Source organism: Nonomuraea marmarensis (assembly GCF_043197025.1).
GTDB lineage: Bacteria > Actinomycetota > Actinomycetes > Streptosporangiales > Streptosporangiaceae > Nonomuraea > Nonomuraea marmarensis.
This window is the reverse complement of the sequence record NZ_JBICRM010000002.1, coordinates 47544-65889: the sequence shown is the minus strand read 5'-3', so window position 1 is coordinate 65889 and position 18346 is coordinate 47544. Positions and strand designations below refer to the sequence as shown.

The window sequence follows — 18346 nt, the reverse complement described above, 5'->3', positions numbered from 1 at the left end:
GCGATGAGCGGTCACACCGATGCCCACCGGGCCGCCCGCGGCGAGCTGGCCATCCAGCGCTGTACGTCCTGCGACCGGCGCGTCCACCTCCCCGAGTCGGCCTGCCCCTGGTGTGGCGGCGCCGAGCTGGTCTTCGAGCCGGTCTCGGGCGAGGGCGTGGTGCACACGTTCACCGTCGTGCACCGCTCGTTCGCGCCCGGATACCGGGGGCGCGAGCCGTACGTGATGGCCTGGGTGGATCTGCCGGAAGGCGTCAGGGCGTTCGGGCATGTGGTGGGGTGCGCGCCGGAGGAGGTGCGCATCGGGATGCCGGTACGTGTGACGTTCGTCGATGAACTGCCGCATTGGAGGCCCGCGTGAAGCTCGGCAACGTGCTGATTCCCGTCGCCGACCTGGACGAGGCGATCGCCTTCTACGGACTGCCGGTGAAGTTCCGTGACGGTGACAGGTTCGCGGCGCTCGACGGGGGCGGGGTCACCGTGGCGCTGGCCGGGCCCGCCGAGCATGTCACGGCGTCGGCCGCGCCGTCGTACAAGGTGGACGACGTGGCCCTGGCCGTGGCGGCGATGGTGGCGCGCGGCGGCGAGGTGGTGCGGGCCCCCGAGGTTGGGCCGCATGAGACGCGGGCCGTGCTGCGCGATCCCTCAGGAAACGTCTTCGTGCTCTATTCGCCCCTCTGACCTGGAGGCACCCCCCATGGCACGATCGCCCTACGGCAACTACGGCCACGCGATCCTGACCGCGGCAGCGCTGCGCACGCCCGACCGGGTGGCGCTCACGTACTGCGGCGAGCAGAGCTTCACCTACGACGAGCTCAACAGGAACGTCAACCGCCGCGCCAACGCCCTGCTCGCCGCCGGGATCGTGCCGGGGCAGCGGGTGGCGGCGCTGCTCAACGAGACGCTGCAGGTGGCCGAGGTCTACCTGGCGCAGGCCAAGATCGGGGCGGTGACGGCAGCGCTGAACCCGTACTGGCCGGTGGAGACGTTGCGTGACGTGGTGGCGGCGTCGGGGTGCACGGCGTTCGTGTACGACGCGACGGTCGAGCACGTGGTCGAGCGGATCAGGCCGTCGCTCCCGGCCGTCACCACGTGGATCAAGGACCTGGCCGGGGACTCCGACGCGGAGCCGCCGCTGGGCGGGTTCCACGACGATCCGCTGGCGCTCTACTACACCTCGGGGACGACGGGGCTGCCCAAGGCCGTCGTGCACACCCACGCGTCCTCGCTGGCCACGGCGCAGATCTGGCTCGACGTGCCGCGCGGGCCCGACTCGGTGTTCGGCACGGGTGCGATCATCTGGGGCATCGGCTTCCCGGCCATCGTGGGGCCCGCCCTGTATGCCGGGATGCGGCTGGTGCTGGAGCAGGACTGGGGCCCGGCCAACTTCCTGCGGGTCGTCCCGCGCGAACGGGTCACGCATCTGTCGCAGATCCCCTCGTTCTACGCGGCCCTGCTGGGCTCGCCGGATCACGAAGGCGTGGACCTGTCGTCGATCCAGGTGATCATGCTGGGCGGGGAGCCGCTGACCGCGACCATGCTGGACCGGATCAAGGCCAGGCTGCCGCGGGCGGGCGTGTTCTCGTACTACGGGCAGACCGAGGCGCCGTACACGTGCATGGGGCGGGTGGACGACGGCTCGACGCCGCTGGGGTCCTCGGGCCGAGCTCGTACGGGGAACGCGGTGCGCATCACGGACCCCGCAGGGCGCCTGGTGATCGACGAGGTCGGCGAGATCAACCTGGCCGGGCCGCACCGGATGTCCGGCTACGACGGCCTGCCGGAGAAGACGGCGGAGGTCCTGCGCGGCGACTGGTACGTCGGTGGCGATCTCGGCACGCTCTCCGCCGACGGCGTGTTACGCGTGCTGGGCAGGCGGGAGGACTCGATACTCAAGCACGGCGTCTGGACGCAGCCGGTCGTGATCGAGGAGGCGGCTGCGGCGCTGGACGAGGTGGCTGAGGCGGGGGCGGTCGGCGTTCCCGAAGGGGCGGCCGCCCAGCGGGTGCTGCTGGCCGTCGTGCCGCGCGCCGGGCACACGCTGGACGCGTCCAAGCTGGCGCTCGCCCTGGCCGACATCCTGCCCGAACATCAGCGGCCCGACCACATCCTGGTGGCCGGCGAGCTGCCGCACTCGCAGGACGCCTCGGGCGGTCCAGGCAAGCTGCTGCGCAGGGAGATCCGCGAGCGGCACGGGCACCTGCTCGGTTGACATCCTCCCGCTCGTAGACGAGGGGGATTCCAACAGCAACTACCCCACGAGGATGAGGTCGCGTTGAGGTTCACGGTTCGCAGGCCCGCCCAATGGCGAGCCTCCCCATGCAGACACGGCATGCCCTGCCGCGTGTTGGATGTTGCGGGCCGCGTTCACGTCGGCGTTGCCGGCGTATCCGCAGGATCGGCAGCGGAAGACGGCTTGGCTCTCGCGCGCCCTCCGATCCACGATCCCGCACGCCGAGCACCGCTGACTCGTGTACGCGGGGTTGATCGTCACCACCCGGCCGGGAGCCTTGTGCTCCAGGCGCTCGACGAGTCGGCCCCAGCCCGCCGCGAGAATGGAGCGGTTGAGCCCGGCCTTCTGCCGCACGTGACGACCCGGCACCTCCACGGTGCCCTTGGCCGATCTGGTCATGTTCCGGATCTTCAGGTCTTCGACGCCGATGACGTCGAAGCGCCGGGCCAGGCCGGTGCTGGTCTTCTCGGCCCAATCCTTGCGCCGGTCGGCCTCGCGCGCCTTCAATCTCGCGATCGCCGACTTGACCTTCCCGCGCCGGTTCGACCCGCGGGTGGCGCGTGGAAGCTTGCGCAACAGTCGCAGCAGGCGCCTCTTCTCGCTGTCGCGCAGAGTCGGTGCATTCAGCAGCTCGCCCGTGGACAGAGCTGCGCTCGCGGCCACGCCCCGGTCCACGCCGACCACCTGCCCCGTCCCGGGCGCAGGGATCGGTTGCGGGATCGCGGCGAACGCCACGTGCCAGCGGCCCGCCCGATCGCGGGTGACGCGGTAGGACTTCACCCCCTCCGACACGGCACGCGACCAGCGAAAGCGGACCCATCCCACCTTGGGGATCTTCACTGCGCCCACACGGCGGGACAGGCGGCGCACGGCGTCCGGCTTGACCGCGACGATCCGAAACCCTTCGCCCTTCCCCCGTTTGCGCCAGGTCGGCCTGCGGTGGGTCCCGGCGAAGAAGTTGCTCACAGCCTGGGCGAAGTCCTTGATGGCCTGCTGCTGGACGATGACCGACCCGGCCCGCAGCCACGCGAACTCCGCCCTGGCCTCGGTCAACTGGCGGCACTGCTCAGCGAACCCCGGCCCGGTCTTACGGCCCGGCCTCCAGCAGGCGTGCTGCTCGACGGCCAGGTTCCAGACAAAACGGGCGTGGGCGCAATGCTCCAGCAACGCCGCCTCCTGGGCAGGCGTGGGCTGGAGCCGGTAGCGGGACACGCCGACCAACCTATCGACCACCACCGACAAATCCAGGAGACCGAAGTGGCTCACCGTTCCGCGTTTCCTCCCCGCCCTGAAGGACGGGGCCTCCACGCTGCAAGTGTCTGGTGAGCGCTTACGAGGCGGAGGTGAGCGACGGCGCGGCGGCGAGCCCCTACGAGCACGAAGTCAAGGCGTTCCTGAGTGAAGCCGGGGTGCCGGTGCCGCGCGGGGTGGTGGTGCGGGATCTCGACTTCGGGCCCGCCAGGGAGCTGGCCGAGCCGCTGGTGCTGAAGGCGTTCGGTCCCGGGCTGGTGCACAAGTCGGACGCCGGGGCCGTGGCGCTCGGGCTGACGTACGAGGAGCTCGGGGCGGCGGCGGCCGCGATGGCATCCCGGCTGGAGGTCGCGGGGTTCCTGGTCGAGGAGCAGGCCGAAGCGGGCGTGGAGCTCATCGTGGGCCTGGTGCGCGATCCGGGCTTCGGGCCGGTGCTGCTCACCGGGCTGGGCGGCGTGTGGACGGAGGTGCTGCGGGACACGGCGCTGCGACTCTGCCCGATCTCGGAAGAGGACGCGCGGCGCATGCTCGCGTCCCTGCGCGGCACCGAGCTCCTGTACGGCCACCGCGGCGGCCCGGCCGTGGACATGGACGCCGTGGTCAAGCTGCTCATGACGGTCGGCGGCCCCGGTGGGCTGTGGGAGCGGCTGGAGCTGGGCGAGTTCGAGCTGAACCCGGTCATCGCCACCCCTCCGGGGGTGATCGCGGTCGACGCCCGCCACCTGCCCGGCGAGTCCCCCGCCCCGGCGCCGCACCGGGAGCCGGCCGACTTCCTGCCCCTCTTCCAGCCCAGGGCCGTCGCCGTCGTCGGCGCGTCCGCGACCAGGCCGAACTTCGGGAACATTTTCCTCGGCTTCTACCAGGCCACCGGCATTCCCCTGGTGGCCGTGCACCCTGCGGCCGCCGAGGTGTCCGGGGTGCCCGCGGTGCCGTCTCTCGCGCGGGCGGACGTGGACTACGCCCTCGTCGCCGTGCCCGCCGAGCGGTGTGCCGAGGTGGTGCGGCAGGCGTACGGGGTGCCGTTCGTACAGGTGATGAGCGGCGGGTTCGGCGAGGCCGGGCGTACGGACCTGGAGGACGAGCTGGTCGAGGCCGCGAAGGCGGCGGGGACGCGGCTGCTCGGGCCGAACTGCATGGGGGTCTACTGCCCCCGGGGGCGGCAGACGTTCGTCGGCGGCGGGCTCGGACCGGCCGGGCCGGTCGCGCTGATCTCCCAGAGCGGCGGGCTCGCGGGCGAGGTGATCAAGGTCGGGGAGCGGCGCGGGCTGGCGTTCAGCCGGGTCGTCACCGTCGGGAACGCGGCCGACGTGACCCCCGCCGAGCTGCTCGGCTGGCTGGCCCGCGACGAGGAGACGCGGGCGGTCGGGCTGTATCTGGAGGACCCGCGTGACGGGCGGGAGCTGTACGAGGCGCTGCGGTCCATGGACCTGCCGGTGGTGCTGCTGGTCGGCGGGCGCAGCGGCCAGGGTCAGGAGGCGGCGGCCTCGCACACCGGCGGCCTGGTGAGCGACCGGCGGATCTGGGAGGCGGTGGCCGAGCAGACCGGGGCGGTGCTGGTGTCGAGCCAGGACGACCTGATCGGGGTGCTGGCGTTCTTCCAGGCGCACGGCTCGCGCGTCACCTCCGGGGATGGGGTGCTGGTGATCGGGCCGAGCGGGGGCGCGAGCGTGCTGGCCGCCGACGCGTTCGACCTGGCGGGGGTACGGCTGGACGCGTTGCCGGGCGACGCGCTGGACGAGTTGCGCGGGCTCGGGGTGACGGCGTCCGGGAATCCGCTCGAAGTGCCCGTGGGGCCTCTGGGGCGGGCCTCCCTCGTGCCCGAGGTGATCTCCGCTCTGGCGCGGCGCCGGCCGTACCGTGACGTGGTCGCGCACGTGAATGTGCAGGCCTTCTTCACGTACGGGGACGCGGCCGAGCCGTTGTACGCCTACGCGCGGGCCGTCGCCGGGGCGCAGGCCGCGCTGCCGGGCACCAGGATCACCCTCGTCACCAGGAACGGCGAGTGCGCGCCCGCGGGCGTCGAGGACGAAGTGAGGCGGATCGCGGCGGCGGCGGGGATCCCCGTCTACCGCTCCATGGAGGCGGCCGCGGTGGCCGTCGCGGCAGGAGGACGTTATGGGGCTGCTTGACGGCAAGGTCGCGTTGATCACCGGCGGGGCGCGGGGCATGGGGGCGGCGCACGTGCGGCTGTTCCTGGAGGAGGGGGCGCGGGTGGTGTTCGGTGACGTGCTGGACGAGGAGGGCAAGGCGCTGGCGGAGGAGACCGGCGCCACGTACGTCCGGCACGACGTCACCAGCCTGGACGAATGGGGGCGGGCGGTGGCGGCGGCCACGGATCTGTACGGCAAGCTCGACGTGCTGATCAACAACGCCGGGATCCTGAAATTTAGGCGCATTCACGACATGTCGCCCGACGACTTCGACCGGGTGATCGGCGTCAACCTCAAGGGCGCCTGGCTGGGGATCAAGTCGGTGATCGACCCCATGAAGGCGGCCGGGCGCGGCGCCATCGTGAACATCTCCTCGATCGAGGGCTTCGTCGGAGCCGAGGGGTTGTCGGCGTACTCGGCCTCGAAGTTCGGGCTGCGCGGCATCACCAAGTCGGCGGCGCGGGAGCTGGCCAGGTTCAAGATCCGGGTCAACTCGGTGCACCCGGGGGCGATCAACACCTCGATGGCCATGGACCCGGACATGATGAACGAGGTCGACGCCGAGTCCTTCGTGAAGTCCATGGTCATCAAGCGCTTCGCCAAGCCCGTGGAGGTGTCGCACGTGGTGGCGTTCCTGGCCTCGGATCGGGCCAGCTACTGCACGGGCAGCGAATTCACGGTGGACGGCGGCCTGACGACGGGTGCGGGGTACTGACGTTAGGTAGATCTTTTCGGATTAAATCACCCATGTCTGGATATTTCCGGCACCACGTCTGACCTGCGATTTCGACTCTCAGGCGAGGCTTTAACCTCCCTTGGGGCGCGCTTGACCTGCGATAACGGCACGGTAACCTCGCCTCATCACGGTAGACGACAAGCCTCCGGTTTCGTCACACCAGTCCCGGGTTACCCCCCTCACCCAGGGCTGCATGGATGAACCCGGTCTTGCCCGGAAGGTTCCCCCGCACTTCCATGACGCCAGAGACGCAGAAGTTCATCGACCTGCTCGAGAGCCAGGTCGGCTATGCCGCCAAAGGCGGCTACACCAAGTTCGGCGAGTGGTACGGCAACAACGTCGAGTTCGACGCGGACTACACCTCGGCCCCGTGGTGTGACATGTACCTCTCGTGGGCGGCGCACAAGCTCGGCTACGAGAAGTGGATCGGGCAGTTCGCGTGGACGGTGGCGCACGCGGAGTGGTTCCAGAAGCAGGACGCCTGGGGGCACAAGCCCGAGCCCGGCGCGTTCGTCTTCTACGACTGGAGCGGCACGAAGAACGTCGACAACATCGACCACGTCGGCATCGTGACCAAGGTCGAGGGCGACACGATCTTCACCATCGAGGGGAACATCGACGGCGGCCTCATCAAACGCAAGGAACGCGACACGAGCAAGGTGGTCGGATACGGCTACCCCGAACGCATCAAGTCCCGCCTGGAGGAGGCGACCCGGCAGGTCGACGGCCAGACGGTGCACGAACCCCCTCAGGCCACCTCCTCACCGACCACCACCACCGCCGCCGCAGGCAAGATGGGCCCCAAGATGGCCAAGCATGCCAAGCCCACTACGGCCGACACCAAGGCCGCGACCGCCGAACCCCTCCCCACGCACATCGACGCCTCGGCCACCGGCCCGCTGCCGAGCATCAACACGCCGACGATGATCGGCTCAGCCGTGGTGGCCGCGCTCGCGGTGCTCGCCGTGGCCAAGACCCGCCGCCGGTCCCGCCCCACGGCCGCGAGTACGCCGCCGCGTCCGGCCAGGAAGCCCAAGCGCCGCCGCCGCAGGACAACCGAGGACGAGCAGACGCTCCTGTGGATGCGGCACCTGCTGGACGGCGTCGCGGCCGACGCCGCCCAGACGGCCACCCCGCCGGCCGACGCCGGCCTCGCCACAGCCCCGCTCGCCGTGGAGGCCGCACCGCGCCACGCGTTGGGCCGCATCACGCCAACTCACCACATCGCCGACACCGGGCCTTTCGAGGTCGTCATCGACACCGGGCCACTGGAGCCGTTCGTCGACACGGGACCGTTCGAGCACATCGTCATCCCCGAGGCGACCAGCCCGTTCGATGCCTTCACCCCGGCCAGGCGCACGGTCGGGGACATCCTCGACGACCCCGGCCCCCATTACCGCGGGCGTCGCCGACGCCACGACATCGAGCCCGCCACATACTCGACCGGCATGACATCCCATGACCGGCACGGCGTCGAGCCTCCGCTGAGGCAGGCGGACGACCGCGAGTTGGTCGGCGCAGGCGGCCGGGGACGCCACCGCGCATGAGCGACCGTCACGACCCCACCCCGTAGTCGGCGGCGAAGGCGGTCAGCCGGGACACCGCGTCCCGGCCGCGGGTCCAGGGCCGGACGATCAGCCGTTCGACGCCCAGCGCCGCCCAGGCGGGCACCTCGTCGGGCGCGGCCAGCGAGTAGGCGTGGGCGGTCACGGGCACGCCCGCCCCGAGCCGGTCGAGCTGCGGCTTGATCGACTCGATGGTGTGCGGCATGCTGATCCACCCGTCGCAGAGCCGGGCCGCCCTGCGCAACGCGGCGGCCGACTCCCCGCCGGCGAGCACGGGCAACCGCCGCTGCACCGGCTTGGGCTCGAAGGCGACCTCCGGGAAGGAGTAGAACCTCCCGGAATGGGCGACCACCGGCTCGCTCCACAGCCGCCGGACCACCTCGATCGCCTCGTCGAGCCGGGCTCCCCTGGTGCCGAACGGGATCCCGGCCGCCTCCCACTCACCCCGGTACCAGCCCGCGCCGACCCCGCAGATGGCCCGTCCCGACGAGACCACGTCCAGCGTGGCGAACGCGCGGGCCGACACGAAGGGGTGGCGCAGGGCGAGCAGCTGCACCGCCGTACCGAGCCGGATGCGGGTGGTGAGGGCGGCGAGCCAGCACAGGTACGCGGGGGCGTCGAACAACGGCGTGGCCGGCTTGATCCCCGGGTCCGAGGTGCCCGGGTAGACGGCGAGGGACAGATCGGTGGCGAAGACGAGGTGCTCCGGCAACCACACCGACTCGAACCCCAGCTCGTCCGCCGCCACCGCCACGTCCTTCCAGGCGGCCGGATGCAGCAGCCCGAGCGGCACCCCGAACTTCATGGGTATCTCCGCAGGTCGCCGCCGAGTATGGCGGTTCGGAGGCGGGTGCGGTGCGCGGCCGTGGTGCCGTACGCGGCCGACAACGACCAGGCCCGCGCGAGCCAGAACCGCAGATCCAGCTCCTCCGTGTACCCGATCGCCCCATGCACCTGCAACGCCACCCGCGCGGCCAGCACGGCGGCCTCTCCGGCGGCGGCCTTGGCGGCGCTCACGTCCCGGGACGCGGTGGGCCCGTCCACGGACAAGGCCGCCCGGTACACCAGCGGCGCCGCGAAGTCGACGGCCACGGCCACGTCGGCGAGCTGGTGCTTGACCGCCTGGAAGGACCCGATCGCCGCACCGAACTGGGTCCGCACCCGCGCGTAGCCGACGGTGACATCGAGCAGCTCCCTGGCGACCCCGATGAGCTGCGCGGCCGTCGCGACCGTGGCCCGCCGCAACGCCGGTACGACGGAGCAGCCCAGCACCGAGGACTCGTCGAAGGCCACCTCGAACAACGGCCGGCCCGGATCCACACCGGGGCGGGGCGCAAGGCGTACCGACTCTTTGGTGACCAGGCGCAGACCGTCGGCCCGCGCCACGACCAGCAGGTCCGCGAGGTCGGCCGCCGGCGCGTAGACCTGTCCTGGCAGCAGGACGCTGACGCACACCGCGCCCGAGGCCAGCTTGGGGGTGCCCGCCAGCAGGTACGGCGCCGCCACGGCGGTCTCCACGACAGGCCCCGGCAGGCACGCCCGCCCGGTCTCCTCCAGCGCGGGCAGGATGTCGGCCAGCTCGAGCCCCAGCCCGTCGTCCTCGGGAGGCAGCAGGAGCCCGAAGAAACCCAGCGCGGCGAGCTGTTCCCAGGCCGGTCGGCGTTCGGAGCGCAGGGCGGCGGGCGGGCAGTGCGCCCGCAACACGTCACGCACGGTCGCGCCCAGGGCAAGCTGCTCGTCGGTGAAGCCGAAGTTCATCGCGGCAGCCCCAGGACCCGCTCGGCGACGATGTTGCGCTGGATCTCGTTCGTGCCCGCGTAGATGGGCCCGGCCAGCGAGAACAGGAACCCGTCCAGCCACGAGGTCTCCCCCGCCCGCTCCCCCAGCAGCTCCATGGCCAGGGCGTGCATGCGCAGGTCCAGCTCGGACCAGAAGAGCTTGCCCATGCTGGCCGCCGGCCCGATCTCCGCCCCCGCCATGATCCGGCGCGCCGTCCCGTACGTGTGCAGCCGGTACGCCTCCGCCTCCACCCAGCACCTCGCGGCCCGGTCGGCCAGCGCGGGGTCGCCTGAGGAGCGGCCCAACGTGACCAGCCGATCGGCGGTGGCCAGGAAGCGGCCGGGGCTGCGGAGGGCGAGGCCGCGTTCGGAGGAGGTGGTGGACATCGCGATCCGCCAGCCCTCACCCGGCTCGCCCAACACCATCGACGAATCCACGAACACCCCGTCGAAGAACAGCTCGGCGAACCCCGGCAGTCCGTCGAGCTGCGCGATCGGCCGCACGGCGACGTCGGCCAGGGGGAACAGGAAGTACGTCAGCCCCTTGTGCCGCGTCCCCGACGTGCGGAACAGGCCGAACCCGTGCGTGGCGTAGGCGGCCCGCGAGCTCCACGTCTTGTGCCCGTACAGGAGCCAGCCGCCGGGCACGGGCTCGGCGCGGGAGGTGAGCGCGGCCAGGTCGCTGCCCGCCTCCGGTTCCGACCAGGCCTGCGCCCACACGTCGTCGCCCCTGGCCATCCTCGGCAACCACCGGTCGCGTTGCCCGGGCGTGCCGAACCTCATCAGGGACGGCGCCAGCAGGAAGATCCCGTTCTGGGTGACGCGGGCGGGGGCGCCGGCGGCCCAGTACTCCTCCTCGAAGATCAGCCACTCGATGAGGGAGGCGCCGCGACCGCCGTACTCCTCGGGCCAGGAGACGACCGACAGCCGGGCGTCCGCCAGCAGCGCCTCCCAGGCGCGGTGCGCCGCGAAGCCCTCGGAGGTGTCCATGGACGGGAGCGGCCCTGGTGCGTGCGTGTTCAGCCAGTCGCGAACCTCGGCGCGGAAGTCCCGCTCGGCCGGGGAGAAGTCGAGATCCACGGCTACCAACCTAGCGCACGCTTGGTTTCCTCGCCAGGCCCCGCTCACGGGCATAGTCTGGTGGCTGTGCAGGGACTGCTGCTGCGGCTCTCCACGCTCGACGCCGACGCGGAGAGCGCGGTGCGGGTCATCGCCTACTTCGACTCGCTGGTTCGCGACCATGTGAGCGTGCCGGTGCTGCTCGCCGCCACGGCGCGGCTCGCGCAGTGCCCGGTCGGCCTGCTCGACGCGGCCACCGGCAGGCGCACCCGCACGTCGCCCGACGGCGCCGTGGACACGCCCGTCGCATCGCCCGCCGCGGTCAGGGAGCTGAGCTCCGCGCTCGGGGCGGTCTGGATGGAACGCGAAGGGCCCGCGCACGGGCTCGACGAGATCGTGCTCGAACGGTACGCGGCCGCGGCGGAGGTCACCCTCGAACGCGCCGCCGCCCTGATGCAGGCTGGCCAGGATCCGGCGCTGGTCGAGCTGGTGTTGTCGGCCGAGACCGGGGAGGCCGGACGCGCCCGCGCGCTGCGGCTGCTCGGTTTCGCCCCGTCCACCCCGCTCCAGGCCCTGGCGATCGCGCTGCCCGACCGGGGGCTGGCGTCCGGCCTGCGCGCGATGGGCCACCAGGTCCGCACCGCCAGGATCGGCGACACGCTGGCCGTCCTGGTGACGACCACGCTCTCGGGGCCCGAGCTGCCCGAGAGCGCAAGGGTGGGGATCGGGCCCGAGCTGCCGGGAGCCCGGGCGGCCGAGTCGTGGGCCGGGGCGCGTACCGCGCTTCGCTTCACGGGGCCGCATGACCGGGTGATGCGCTGGTCGGACCTGGGCGCGCTGGCGCTCTACGCGGAGCTGCCCGAGCCGGCGGTGGCGGGGCTGGCCGACGTACAGGCGATGGCCAGGCTCGGCGACGAGGCCCTGGTCGCGGTGCGGGCGTTGTGCCTGGCGGGCTCGGTGCGCGGCGCGGCCACCGCCGTGCACCTGCACCACAGCTCGATGGCCGCGCGCGTCGCCCGCGCGGAGTCCGCGCTGGGCTTCTCGCTCGCCGACCCGGCCGGCCGCCTGCGTGCCCACCTGGCCCTGGCGCTGGTACGCCTGACCGCCAACGCCGGCACCGCCGGCACCAGGACCGAGCCGCCGGTCAGAGGCGGAACGCCCGCTTGAGCGCCGACAGCCGCGCCGCCTGAGCCCGCCTGCTCAGCTCGGTGTCGGGCACCATCATGTCGAACCCGTGGAAGGCCCCGGGGTAGAGGTGGAACTCGGTGGAGACCCCGGCCCGCGCCAGCCGCAGGGCGTAGTCCATGTCCTCGTCCCTGAACACCTCCAGCTCCCCGACGTCGATGAACGCGGGCGGCAACCCGGCCAGGTCGGTGGCCCTGGCCGGCGCCGCGTACGGGGACACGTCGCCGGCACCGATCCGGTCGCCGAGCAGCGCGGTCCAGCCGAAGAGGTTCGCGGACCTGTCCCAGACCACGGCGTCGGTGAACTCCTGGCTGGACGGGGTGATGTTGCGGTCGTCCAGCATCGGGCAGACGAGCAGCTGGAAGGCCAGGTCGGGGCCGCCCCTGTCGCGGGCCAGCAGCACGGTCGCGGCCGCCAGCCCACCGCCCGCGCTGGCTCCGCCGACGGCCAGCCGGGCCACGTCGATGCCCAGCTCGCCCGCCGCCTTGGCGGTCCACGCCAGTCCCGCATAGCAGTCCTCGACCGGCGCGGGATGCTGGTGCTCCGGCGCCAGCCGGTAGTCGACGGACACCACCACGATGCCGAGCCGCTCGACGAAGCCGACCATCGTCGCGTCGTCGATCTCAGGTGCGCCGATGATCATTCCACCGCCGTGGATCCAGTAGAGCCCCGGCCGCGCCTCCCCGGACTCGGCCGGGCGGTAGATCCGGACCCGGATGTCGGGCTCGCCGTCGGGCCCCGGCACCTGGCGGTTCTCGATCACCACGTCGGTCTCCGCGGGCGGCGCGGCGGCCAGCAGCGCGTTCATCTGCGCCCGGAGCCCGGGGAGCTCCCCGGGCGACAGGGCGGCCAGGTCGAAGACGGGGGGCGGCGTCTGCTCGATGGCGGCGCGGAGCTCGGGATCGAGATTGGGGTGGAATGCCATGGGGTTTCCCTTCCACGGGGACGCTGAGGCTACTCCTCTGATGGTCGGAGTCCGTACCCGTGCCGCACAACCGCCATCCGGCGGCGATTGCCCGTCTCAGGCCCGCCGTTCGGCGAGCCTGGATAAACCGGATCATGATGGGCATGCTGGGCTCATGTGCCATTCCACCGACAGCAGGCCGCCCGCTCCGCCGATCCAGGGCGAGGTGGCCTCCCATGAGCAGATAGAGCTGACCGCGGCCGACGGCAACCGGTTCCTGGCCTACCGGGCCGAGCCCGCCGAGCCCAACGGGCGCAGTGTGGTGATCCTGCCCGACGTGCGCGGCCTGCATCCGTTCTACCGCGATGTCGCGGTGCGGTTCGCCGAGGCGGGGTTCCATACGATCGCGATCGACTACTTCGGCCGCACGGCGGGCCTGAGCGATCGCGACGAGGGCTTCGACTTCATGGCGCACGTCAAGCAGCTCAAGTTGGACCAGGTCACCGCCGACGCGAAGGCCGCCACGGAAGCGCTGGGAGGACCCGTCTTCACGGTCGGGTTCTGCATGGGCGGCGCCCTGTCCTGGCACCAGGCAGCCGGGGGCAACGGCCTGGCCGGCGGCATCGGCTTCTATGGCGCGCTCCGCTTCATCGACGAGCCGAAGACCGGCCCCGGTGCGCCGATCCTCATGCTCCTGGGCGGGGCGGACACGGTTTCGACGCCTGAGCAGTTCGGCGCGTACACAGCCGCACTCGACCGGGTGGGCACCGAGCACGAGAGCCACGTCTACGAGGGCGCGCCGCACTCCTTCTTCGACCGCTCGTATGGGGAGTGGGCAGAGGTTTGCCAGGACGCCTGGCGCCGCATCCTGGACTTCACGGAACGGCGCGCTCAGCCCAGGTAGGCGGCCCTGACGACCGGGTCCTGCCTGACCGCGTCCGGCGTTCCGGTGGCGATCATCTTGCCCAGGTCGAGCACGACGATCCGGTCGCAGGTGTCCATGACGAAGCTCATGTCGTGCTCGACCAGCAGCACGGTCGTGTCCAGCGCCTTGACGACCGCGCCGAGCCGTACCGTCTGGTCGGCGTCCAGGCCCGAGGTGGGCTCGTCGAGCAGCAGGAGGCTGGGCCGGTCGGCGAGGGCGCGGGCCAGCTCGACGAGCCGGCGCTGGCCGATGGGGAGCGCGGCGGCGTAGGCGTCGCGCAGCGCGGTGAGCCCGCAGAGCTCCAGCACCTCGGCCACGCGCTCGCCGCGCTCGCGTTCGAGCCGCCGCCGGCCAGGCCAGCCGACCAGGTCGGCGGCGAGCCCGCCACCGCCGCCGTGCCAGTCGAGCGCGGCCAGCACGTTCCCGGCCACGGTGAGCCGGCCGAAGACCTGGGGCCGCTGGAACGTGCGGCGCAACCCCGCCCTGGCCCTCCTGAGCGGTGACACGCCGGTCAGGTCGCGCCCCGCCACGCTGACCCGTCCTTCGCCCGGCCTGCACAACCCCGACACGACGTCGAACAACGTCGTCTTGCCCGCGCCGTTCGGCCCGATCACACCGTGGACCTGGCCCGCCGGCACCTCGAACGACACCTGGTCCAGCGCCTTGACCCCGCCGAACCACACCGACACCCCATCGACGGCCAGCATTCAACGCACCCCCAGGTAGGCGGCGGTCAGCAGGTCGCTGTCCACCTCGGAACGCGGCCCGGTCCAGGTGACGCGGCCCAGCCGCATGAACGCCACCCGGTCGGCGATCGCGAGCACCTCCGACGCCTTCTCCTCGACCAGCAGCAGCGCCACGCCGCGTTCGCGCAGCTCCGCGAACACGTCGAACACCTGCCGCACGACCATCGGCGCCAGTCCCAGGGACGGCTCGTCCGCGATGAGCACCCGTGGCGGCCGCACCAGCGCGGGGGCGAGTGTGAGCAGCTGCTGCTCGCCGCCGGACAGCGCCCCGGCGAGCACGTGACGGCGCTCGGCGAGCTGGGGCAGGCGTTCGTAGACGGGGCCGGGATCGGGCAGCCAGGTCCGCAGGTTCTCCTCGACCGTGAGCCCGGGGAACACGCCCCGGCCCTCGGGCGCGAGCAGGATGCCCGCCCGCGCCCTGCGGTGGGCGGGCCAGGCGGTGACGTCCTGGCCGTCCAGCAGGATCCTGCCGCCGGTGACGGGCAGGTCACCGGCGGCCGCCGCGCAGGTGGTGGACTTGCCCGCGCCGTTCGCGCCGAGCAGCGCGACCACCTCGCCGGGATTGACGGCCAGGTCCACGCCACGCAGCACCGTGCAGTCCGCGTAACCGGCGACCACGCCCTCCAGCCTGAACAGCGCTCCATCAGCCTGCTCCGGCGGCGCCGGGACCGGCTCCGAGGAGGCGGCGCCGGAGGCGCGACGGCGGTGGCGCAGCTCGGCGAGCTGGGTGAGCACCCCGTCCGGATGCTTGGCCAGGATCATGCCGCCGGCCCCGAACAGGATGGCCCCGACGTGCGCGGACACGTCCCAGGTGGCCAGCAGCTCGGGTACGACGACCGCGACGAGCCCGCCGAGCACCGCACCGCCGATCCGCCGCACCCCCTGGAGCACCACCACGGCCAGCCACACGAACCCGGAGAAGGCCGGCAGGTCGGTCGCGGTGATCGAGCCCTTCGAGACGGCGAACAACACCCCGCCCAGCCCCGCGATCGCCGACGCCAGCGCGAAAAGCATGATCTTGGTACGGGGAGCGGACAACCCGGACGTCGTGGCGGCGGCCGACGCCGATCGGACGGCCAGAATCGCTCGCCCAGAAGCCGATTTTTCCAGATTTTTCACCAAAAGCCCCACCAGTCCGATCAGCACGAGCAGCACCACCACCCGCACCCGCGCATCCGAGGTGTCCGCGAACCCGAACCCGAGCGCCGGCACCGGCCACCCGATCGTCCCGTTGCTGAACGCGTCCACCTGGAATAACACCTGATCGGCCAGCAGCGCCATGGCCAGCGTGGCGAGCGTCAGCACCCGCCCGCCCAGCCGCAGCGCCGGCAGCGCCACCAGCACCCCCACGGCACTGGCCGCCGCCACGCCCAGCAGGATCGCCACGAAGAACGGCAGCCCGGAGGAGAACGCCCACCCGCAGGTCAGCGCCGCCATCGAGGCGAAGGCGGCCTGGGCCAGGTTCACCATGCCGCCGATCCCGGTCACCACCACGAACGAGCAGAAGATCAGCGCCAGCACGAGTCCCTGCGCGGCCACGCCCACGTAGTATTCGGACGCCACGAAGGTGAACACCACCAGCACGACCAGCCCGAGCACCCACGGCGACCGCCGCCGCCAGGCGGGCAGCCCGGCCAGGTGGTCGGGCGGCGGCGCGTCCTCCGCCACGCTGCCCGCCACCCGGGCGCGCGACCTGTTCAGCAACACGAGCCCGGCGAACAGCAGAATCACCGGTACGGCCGTGCGCAGCCCGGTGACCTCTTCGAGGAAGTCGGTGTATCCGGCGACCAGGTTCTGGACCACGCCGAGCGCGAGCCCGGCCGCGAACGTCCAGGGAATCGACCGCAACCGCCCGAACACCGCCGCCGTCGCCGAGGCGAACAACAACACCGTGTACGCCGTCGCGTCCAGCCCGAGCACGGACACGGCCAGCACCCCGGCCAGCCCGGCCAGCCCCGAGCCGAGCATCCAGGCCAGCGCCGAGGTGGCGTCCGCGTCGATGCCCCGGAGCGTGGCCAGGCGGCGGCGGTCCACGGAGGCCCGCATGCGCAACCCGTAGGGCGAACGCCGCATGAACGCCCACAACCCGGCCGCGGCCACCACGGAGAAGCCGAAGGTGATGAGCTGATCGCTGTTCAGGTGCACGCTCTGCATGCCGAAGGGCACGTCGAAGGGCACGGCCGGGTGCGGCCCGACGCCGCGCGGCAACGAGGTCGCGTCCGCGCTCGGCAGCCCCGCCAGGTCCACGACCAGCAGGCCGAGCGCGGGCAACGCGATGGTGAGCCCGATGGTGGCCACGATCTGCGCGGTCTCCCCTGCCTGGGCGAGCCCACTGAACATGGCCTTGTGCAGCACATAGCCGAGCGCGGGCGCGAACAACACCACCGACACCAGCGCCGACGACCACGCGGGCAGCCCAGCGGCCAGGTTCAGCTCGTAGAACACCAGGGCGGACAGGAACCCGACGGCGCCGTGGGCGAAGTTGAACACCCCGGTGGCCGCGTACGACAACGTCAGGCCCGATCCCATGATCGCGAAGACGGCTCCGGTGACCAGGCCGCTGAGCACGTAGCCGAGGATCATTTGAGCGGCACGTTGTCGAAGCACTTCATGCTCTTGGCCACCTGGAAGGCGCCGTTCTCCAGCTTGACCAGGGCGCCGCAGCCGTTCGGCTCGCTGTGGTCCTTGGGGTACTGGATCCTGCCGAACCCGGCGTTCTCGTAGACGTACGAGCCGTTGCCCGTGGCCAGGAACTTCTCCCTGGTCAGGTCCTTGCCGGTCTTGTCCAGCAGGTCGAGGAAGATGTCGGCGGCCCAGTAGCCGATCGCCAGGTGCTGGGTCAGCGTCGTGCCCGGGGCGACCTTCTCGACGTCCTGCTTGAGCTGCGCGATCTCGGGGGCGCTGGACTCGAACGGCTCGAACATCGGCGCCGCGATCACGCCCTCCAGGGCCTGCGCGCTGGCCGGGTCCTTGAGGATGGCGGCGTCGTAGCTGGTCGCGTCCGTCAGCACGCCCTTGTACCCGGCCCGTTTCAGCGCCGAGTACAGGCCCACGTTGAACTTGGTGCCCGCGATCACGGAGACCACGACGTCCGGGGGTTTGCCGCCATTGGAGGTCATGATCTTGTTGACGTACGGGAGCCAGTCGGGTGGTGGTGCGGCGGCCGGGAGGCCGGAGTTCACGCCGGCCAGCTCGAACCCGGCGGCGGTGAACGACTGGGAGATCGTGGTGCCGCCGTACTTGCTGCCGCTGGAGTCGGAGGTCTGCACGTAGACGCTCTTGCCCGCGGCGCCGCCGAGCAGGTCGGCCAGTTGCCTGCCCCACCACGTCTGCGAGCCCGCCCCCTGCTTGGGCGCCAGGCAGCCGTTGTAGCCGAAGCCGGTCTTCGTGCCGCACCACTGCGGGCCCGTCGCCCAGCCGAACCACGGCACGCCCTGCTGCTCCAGGAAGGCGGCGCCGCCGAAGTTCGGGGCGTGCACGGGGACCAGGGCGAACACCTGGTCCTTCTGCACCAGCTTCTTGGCCGCGGCGTCGCCCTTGGCCGCGTCCTGCCCGTCGTCCTCGGCCCCGGTGAACTCGATCTTCCGCCCGTGCACGCCGCCCTCGGCGTTGGCCCGCTCGAACCTGGCCTTCGCCCCCACCTCGGCGTCCTTGGTCGAGTATCCGCTGGCGCTGGTCTTGGTCAGCACGCCGCCGACCTTGATCGTCGTGTCGGTGACGCCCGGCGCGGCCGTGCCCGCCGTACCCTGCTGCTGGGCCGCGCAGCCGGTGACGAGCAGCGCGACCAGGACTGCCATCGTGCCCCGCCGTACCAT

16 protein-coding genes are annotated in these 18346 nt (G+C 72.0%); 8 read left to right on the top strand and 8 right to left on the bottom strand.

Annotation, left to right across the window (positions count from 1 at the left end):
• Positions 1-3 precede the first annotated feature (3 nt).
• From ACFLIM_RS03295 to ACFLIM_RS03285, 3 genes are read left to right on the top strand one after another with little or no spacing between them, the layout of a single operon-like run.
• Entirely contained in the window at positions 4-360 is a 357-nt protein-coding gene (locus ACFLIM_RS03295) for a Zn-ribbon domain-containing OB-fold protein (protein WP_393161720.1), read from the top strand.
• Positions 357-680, top strand: a complete 324-nt coding sequence (locus ACFLIM_RS03290) for a VOC family protein (RefSeq protein WP_393161718.1) — start codon at positions 357-359, stop codon at positions 678-680. Before ACFLIM_RS03295 ends, ACFLIM_RS03290 begins: the two co-directional genes overlap by 4 nt.
• Positions 681-696: 16 nt before the next feature.
• Positions 697-2211, top strand: a complete 1515-nt coding sequence (locus ACFLIM_RS03285; RefSeq protein WP_393161716.1) for a class I adenylate-forming enzyme family protein — start codon at positions 697-699, stop codon at positions 2209-2211.
• 39 nt (positions 2212-2250) lie between these two features.
• Here ACFLIM_RS03285 and ACFLIM_RS03280 read toward each other — a convergent pair whose 3' ends face one another.
• Positions 2251-3498 (bottom strand): RNA-guided endonuclease InsQ/TnpB family protein, encoded by a 1248-nt coding sequence (locus tag ACFLIM_RS03280; protein WP_393161714.1) that lies wholly within the window; start codon positions 3496-3498, stop codon positions 2251-2253.
• A gap of 56 nt (positions 3499-3554) precedes the next feature.
• Here ACFLIM_RS03280 and ACFLIM_RS03275 point away from each other — a divergent pair, with 56 nt between their 5' ends.
• The 3 genes from ACFLIM_RS03275 to ACFLIM_RS03265 all read left to right on the top strand — a co-directional run bounded on the left by ACFLIM_RS03275 (position 3555) and on the right by ACFLIM_RS03265 (position 7916).
• Complete coding sequence (locus tag ACFLIM_RS03275; protein ID WP_393161713.1) at positions 3555-5612, top strand: acetate--CoA ligase family protein; 2058 nt, start codon at positions 3555-3557, stop codon at positions 5610-5612.
• Positions 5599-6348, top strand: a complete 750-nt coding sequence (locus ACFLIM_RS03270) for a glucose 1-dehydrogenase (RefSeq protein ID WP_393161711.1) — start codon at positions 5599-5601, stop codon at positions 6346-6348. Before ACFLIM_RS03275 ends, ACFLIM_RS03270 begins: the two co-directional genes overlap by 14 nt.
• Before the next feature lie 257 nt (positions 6349-6605).
• Positions 6606-7916 (top strand): CHAP domain-containing protein, encoded by a 1311-nt coding sequence (locus tag ACFLIM_RS03265; protein ID WP_393161709.1) that lies wholly within the window; start codon positions 6606-6608, stop codon positions 7914-7916.
• A gap of 7 nt (positions 7917-7923) precedes the next feature.
• Here ACFLIM_RS03265 and ACFLIM_RS03260 read toward each other — a convergent pair whose 3' ends face one another.
• The 3 genes from ACFLIM_RS03260 to ACFLIM_RS03250 are packed head-to-tail and all read right to left on the bottom strand — an operon-like array spanning position 7924 to position 10792.
• Entirely contained in the window at positions 7924-8739 is an 816-nt protein-coding gene (locus tag ACFLIM_RS03260) for a TIGR03619 family F420-dependent LLM class oxidoreductase (RefSeq protein ID WP_393161707.1), read from the bottom strand.
• A complete protein-coding gene (locus ACFLIM_RS03255; RefSeq protein WP_393161705.1) occupies positions 8736-9692 on the bottom strand; it encodes an acyl-CoA dehydrogenase family protein in 957 nt (318 codons plus the stop codon). Before ACFLIM_RS03255 ends, ACFLIM_RS03260 begins: the two co-directional genes overlap by 4 nt.
• Entirely contained in the window at positions 9689-10792 is a 1104-nt protein-coding gene (locus ACFLIM_RS03250; RefSeq protein ID WP_393161703.1) for an acyl-CoA dehydrogenase family protein, read from the bottom strand. The genes ACFLIM_RS03255 and ACFLIM_RS03250 overlap by 4 nt, the downstream gene beginning before the upstream one ends.
• A 66-nt stretch (positions 10793-10858) precedes the next feature.
• Here ACFLIM_RS03250 and ACFLIM_RS03245 point away from each other — a divergent pair, with 66 nt between their 5' ends.
• Positions 10859-11938: a helix-turn-helix domain-containing protein gene (locus ACFLIM_RS03245; protein ID WP_393161701.1), complete on the top strand. Its 1080-nt coding sequence runs from the start codon at positions 10859-10861 to the stop codon at positions 11936-11938.
• Here ACFLIM_RS03245 and ACFLIM_RS03240 read toward each other — a convergent pair.
• Positions 11916-12881 (bottom strand): alpha/beta hydrolase, encoded by a 966-nt coding sequence (locus ACFLIM_RS03240; protein ID WP_393161699.1) that lies wholly within the window; start codon positions 12879-12881, stop codon positions 11916-11918. The two genes, ACFLIM_RS03245 and ACFLIM_RS03240, sit on opposite strands and share 23 nt — an antisense overlap.
• Before the next feature lie 154 nt (positions 12882-13035).
• Here ACFLIM_RS03240 and ACFLIM_RS03235 point away from each other — a divergent pair, with 154 nt between their 5' ends.
• Entirely contained in the window at positions 13036-13764 is a 729-nt protein-coding gene (locus ACFLIM_RS03235; RefSeq protein ID WP_393161697.1) for a dienelactone hydrolase family protein, read from the top strand.
• On the opposite strand, the gene ACFLIM_RS03230 is transcribed toward ACFLIM_RS03235, so the two are convergent.
• Genes ACFLIM_RS03230 through ACFLIM_RS03220 form a run of 3 tightly spaced genes read right to left on the bottom strand, consistent with a single transcriptional unit; the run spans position 13752 to position 18346 of the window.
• A complete protein-coding gene (locus ACFLIM_RS03230) occupies positions 13752-14492 on the bottom strand; it encodes an ABC transporter ATP-binding protein (protein WP_393161695.1) in 741 nt (246 codons plus the stop codon). The genes ACFLIM_RS03235 and ACFLIM_RS03230 overlap by 13 nt on opposite strands.
• Positions 14493-17114 carry an ABC transporter permease subunit gene (locus tag ACFLIM_RS03225; RefSeq protein WP_393161693.1) on the bottom strand — a complete coding sequence of 874 codons (2622 nt, stop codon included), beginning with the start codon at positions 17112-17114 and terminating at the stop codon, positions 14493-14495.
• On the bottom strand, positions 17111-18346 hold the full coding sequence (locus tag ACFLIM_RS03220; protein ID WP_393161691.1) for an ABC transporter substrate-binding protein: 1236 nt from the start codon (positions 18344-18346) through the stop codon (positions 17111-17113). The genes ACFLIM_RS03225 and ACFLIM_RS03220 overlap by 4 nt, the downstream gene beginning before the upstream one ends.

Bases quoted from the DNA above. Each gene is read 5' to 3' on its own strand.
- ACFLIM_RS03220 (WP_393161691.1), bottom strand. From the start codon at position 18,346: ATGGTACGGCGGGGCACGATGGCAGTCCTGGTCGCGCTGCTCGTCACC.
- ACFLIM_RS03270 (WP_393161711.1), top strand. From the start codon at position 5,599: ATGGGGCTGCTTGACGGCAAGGTCGCGTTGATCACCGGCGGGGCGCGG.
- ACFLIM_RS03295 (WP_393161720.1), top strand. From the start codon at position 4: ATGAGCGGTCACACCGATGCCCACCGGGCCGCCCGCGGCGAGCTGGCC.
- ACFLIM_RS03235 (WP_393161697.1), top strand. From the start codon at position 13,036: ATGTGCCATTCCACCGACAGCAGGCCGCCCGCTCCGCCGATCCAGGGC.
- ACFLIM_RS03255 (WP_393161705.1), bottom strand. From the start codon at position 9,692: ATGAACTTCGGCTTCACCGACGAGCAGCTTGCCCTGGGCGCGACCGTG.
- ACFLIM_RS03260 (WP_393161707.1), bottom strand. From the start codon at position 8,739: ATGAAGTTCGGGGTGCCGCTCGGGCTGCTGCATCCGGCCGCCTGGAAG.
- ACFLIM_RS03240 (WP_393161699.1), bottom strand. From the start codon at position 12,881: ATGGCATTCCACCCCAATCTCGATCCCGAGCTCCGCGCCGCCATCGAG.
- ACFLIM_RS03225 (WP_393161693.1), bottom strand. From the start codon at position 17,114: ATGATCCTCGGCTACGTGCTCAGCGGCCTGGTCACCGGAGCCGTCTTC.
- ACFLIM_RS03265 (WP_393161709.1), top strand. From the start codon at position 6,606: ATGACGCCAGAGACGCAGAAGTTCATCGACCTGCTCGAGAGCCAGGTC.
- ACFLIM_RS03230 (WP_393161695.1), bottom strand. From the start codon at position 14,492: ATGCTGGCCGTCGATGGGGTGTCGGTGTGGTTCGGCGGGGTCAAGGCG.
- ACFLIM_RS03285 (WP_393161716.1), top strand. From the start codon at position 697: ATGGCACGATCGCCCTACGGCAACTACGGCCACGCGATCCTGACCGCG.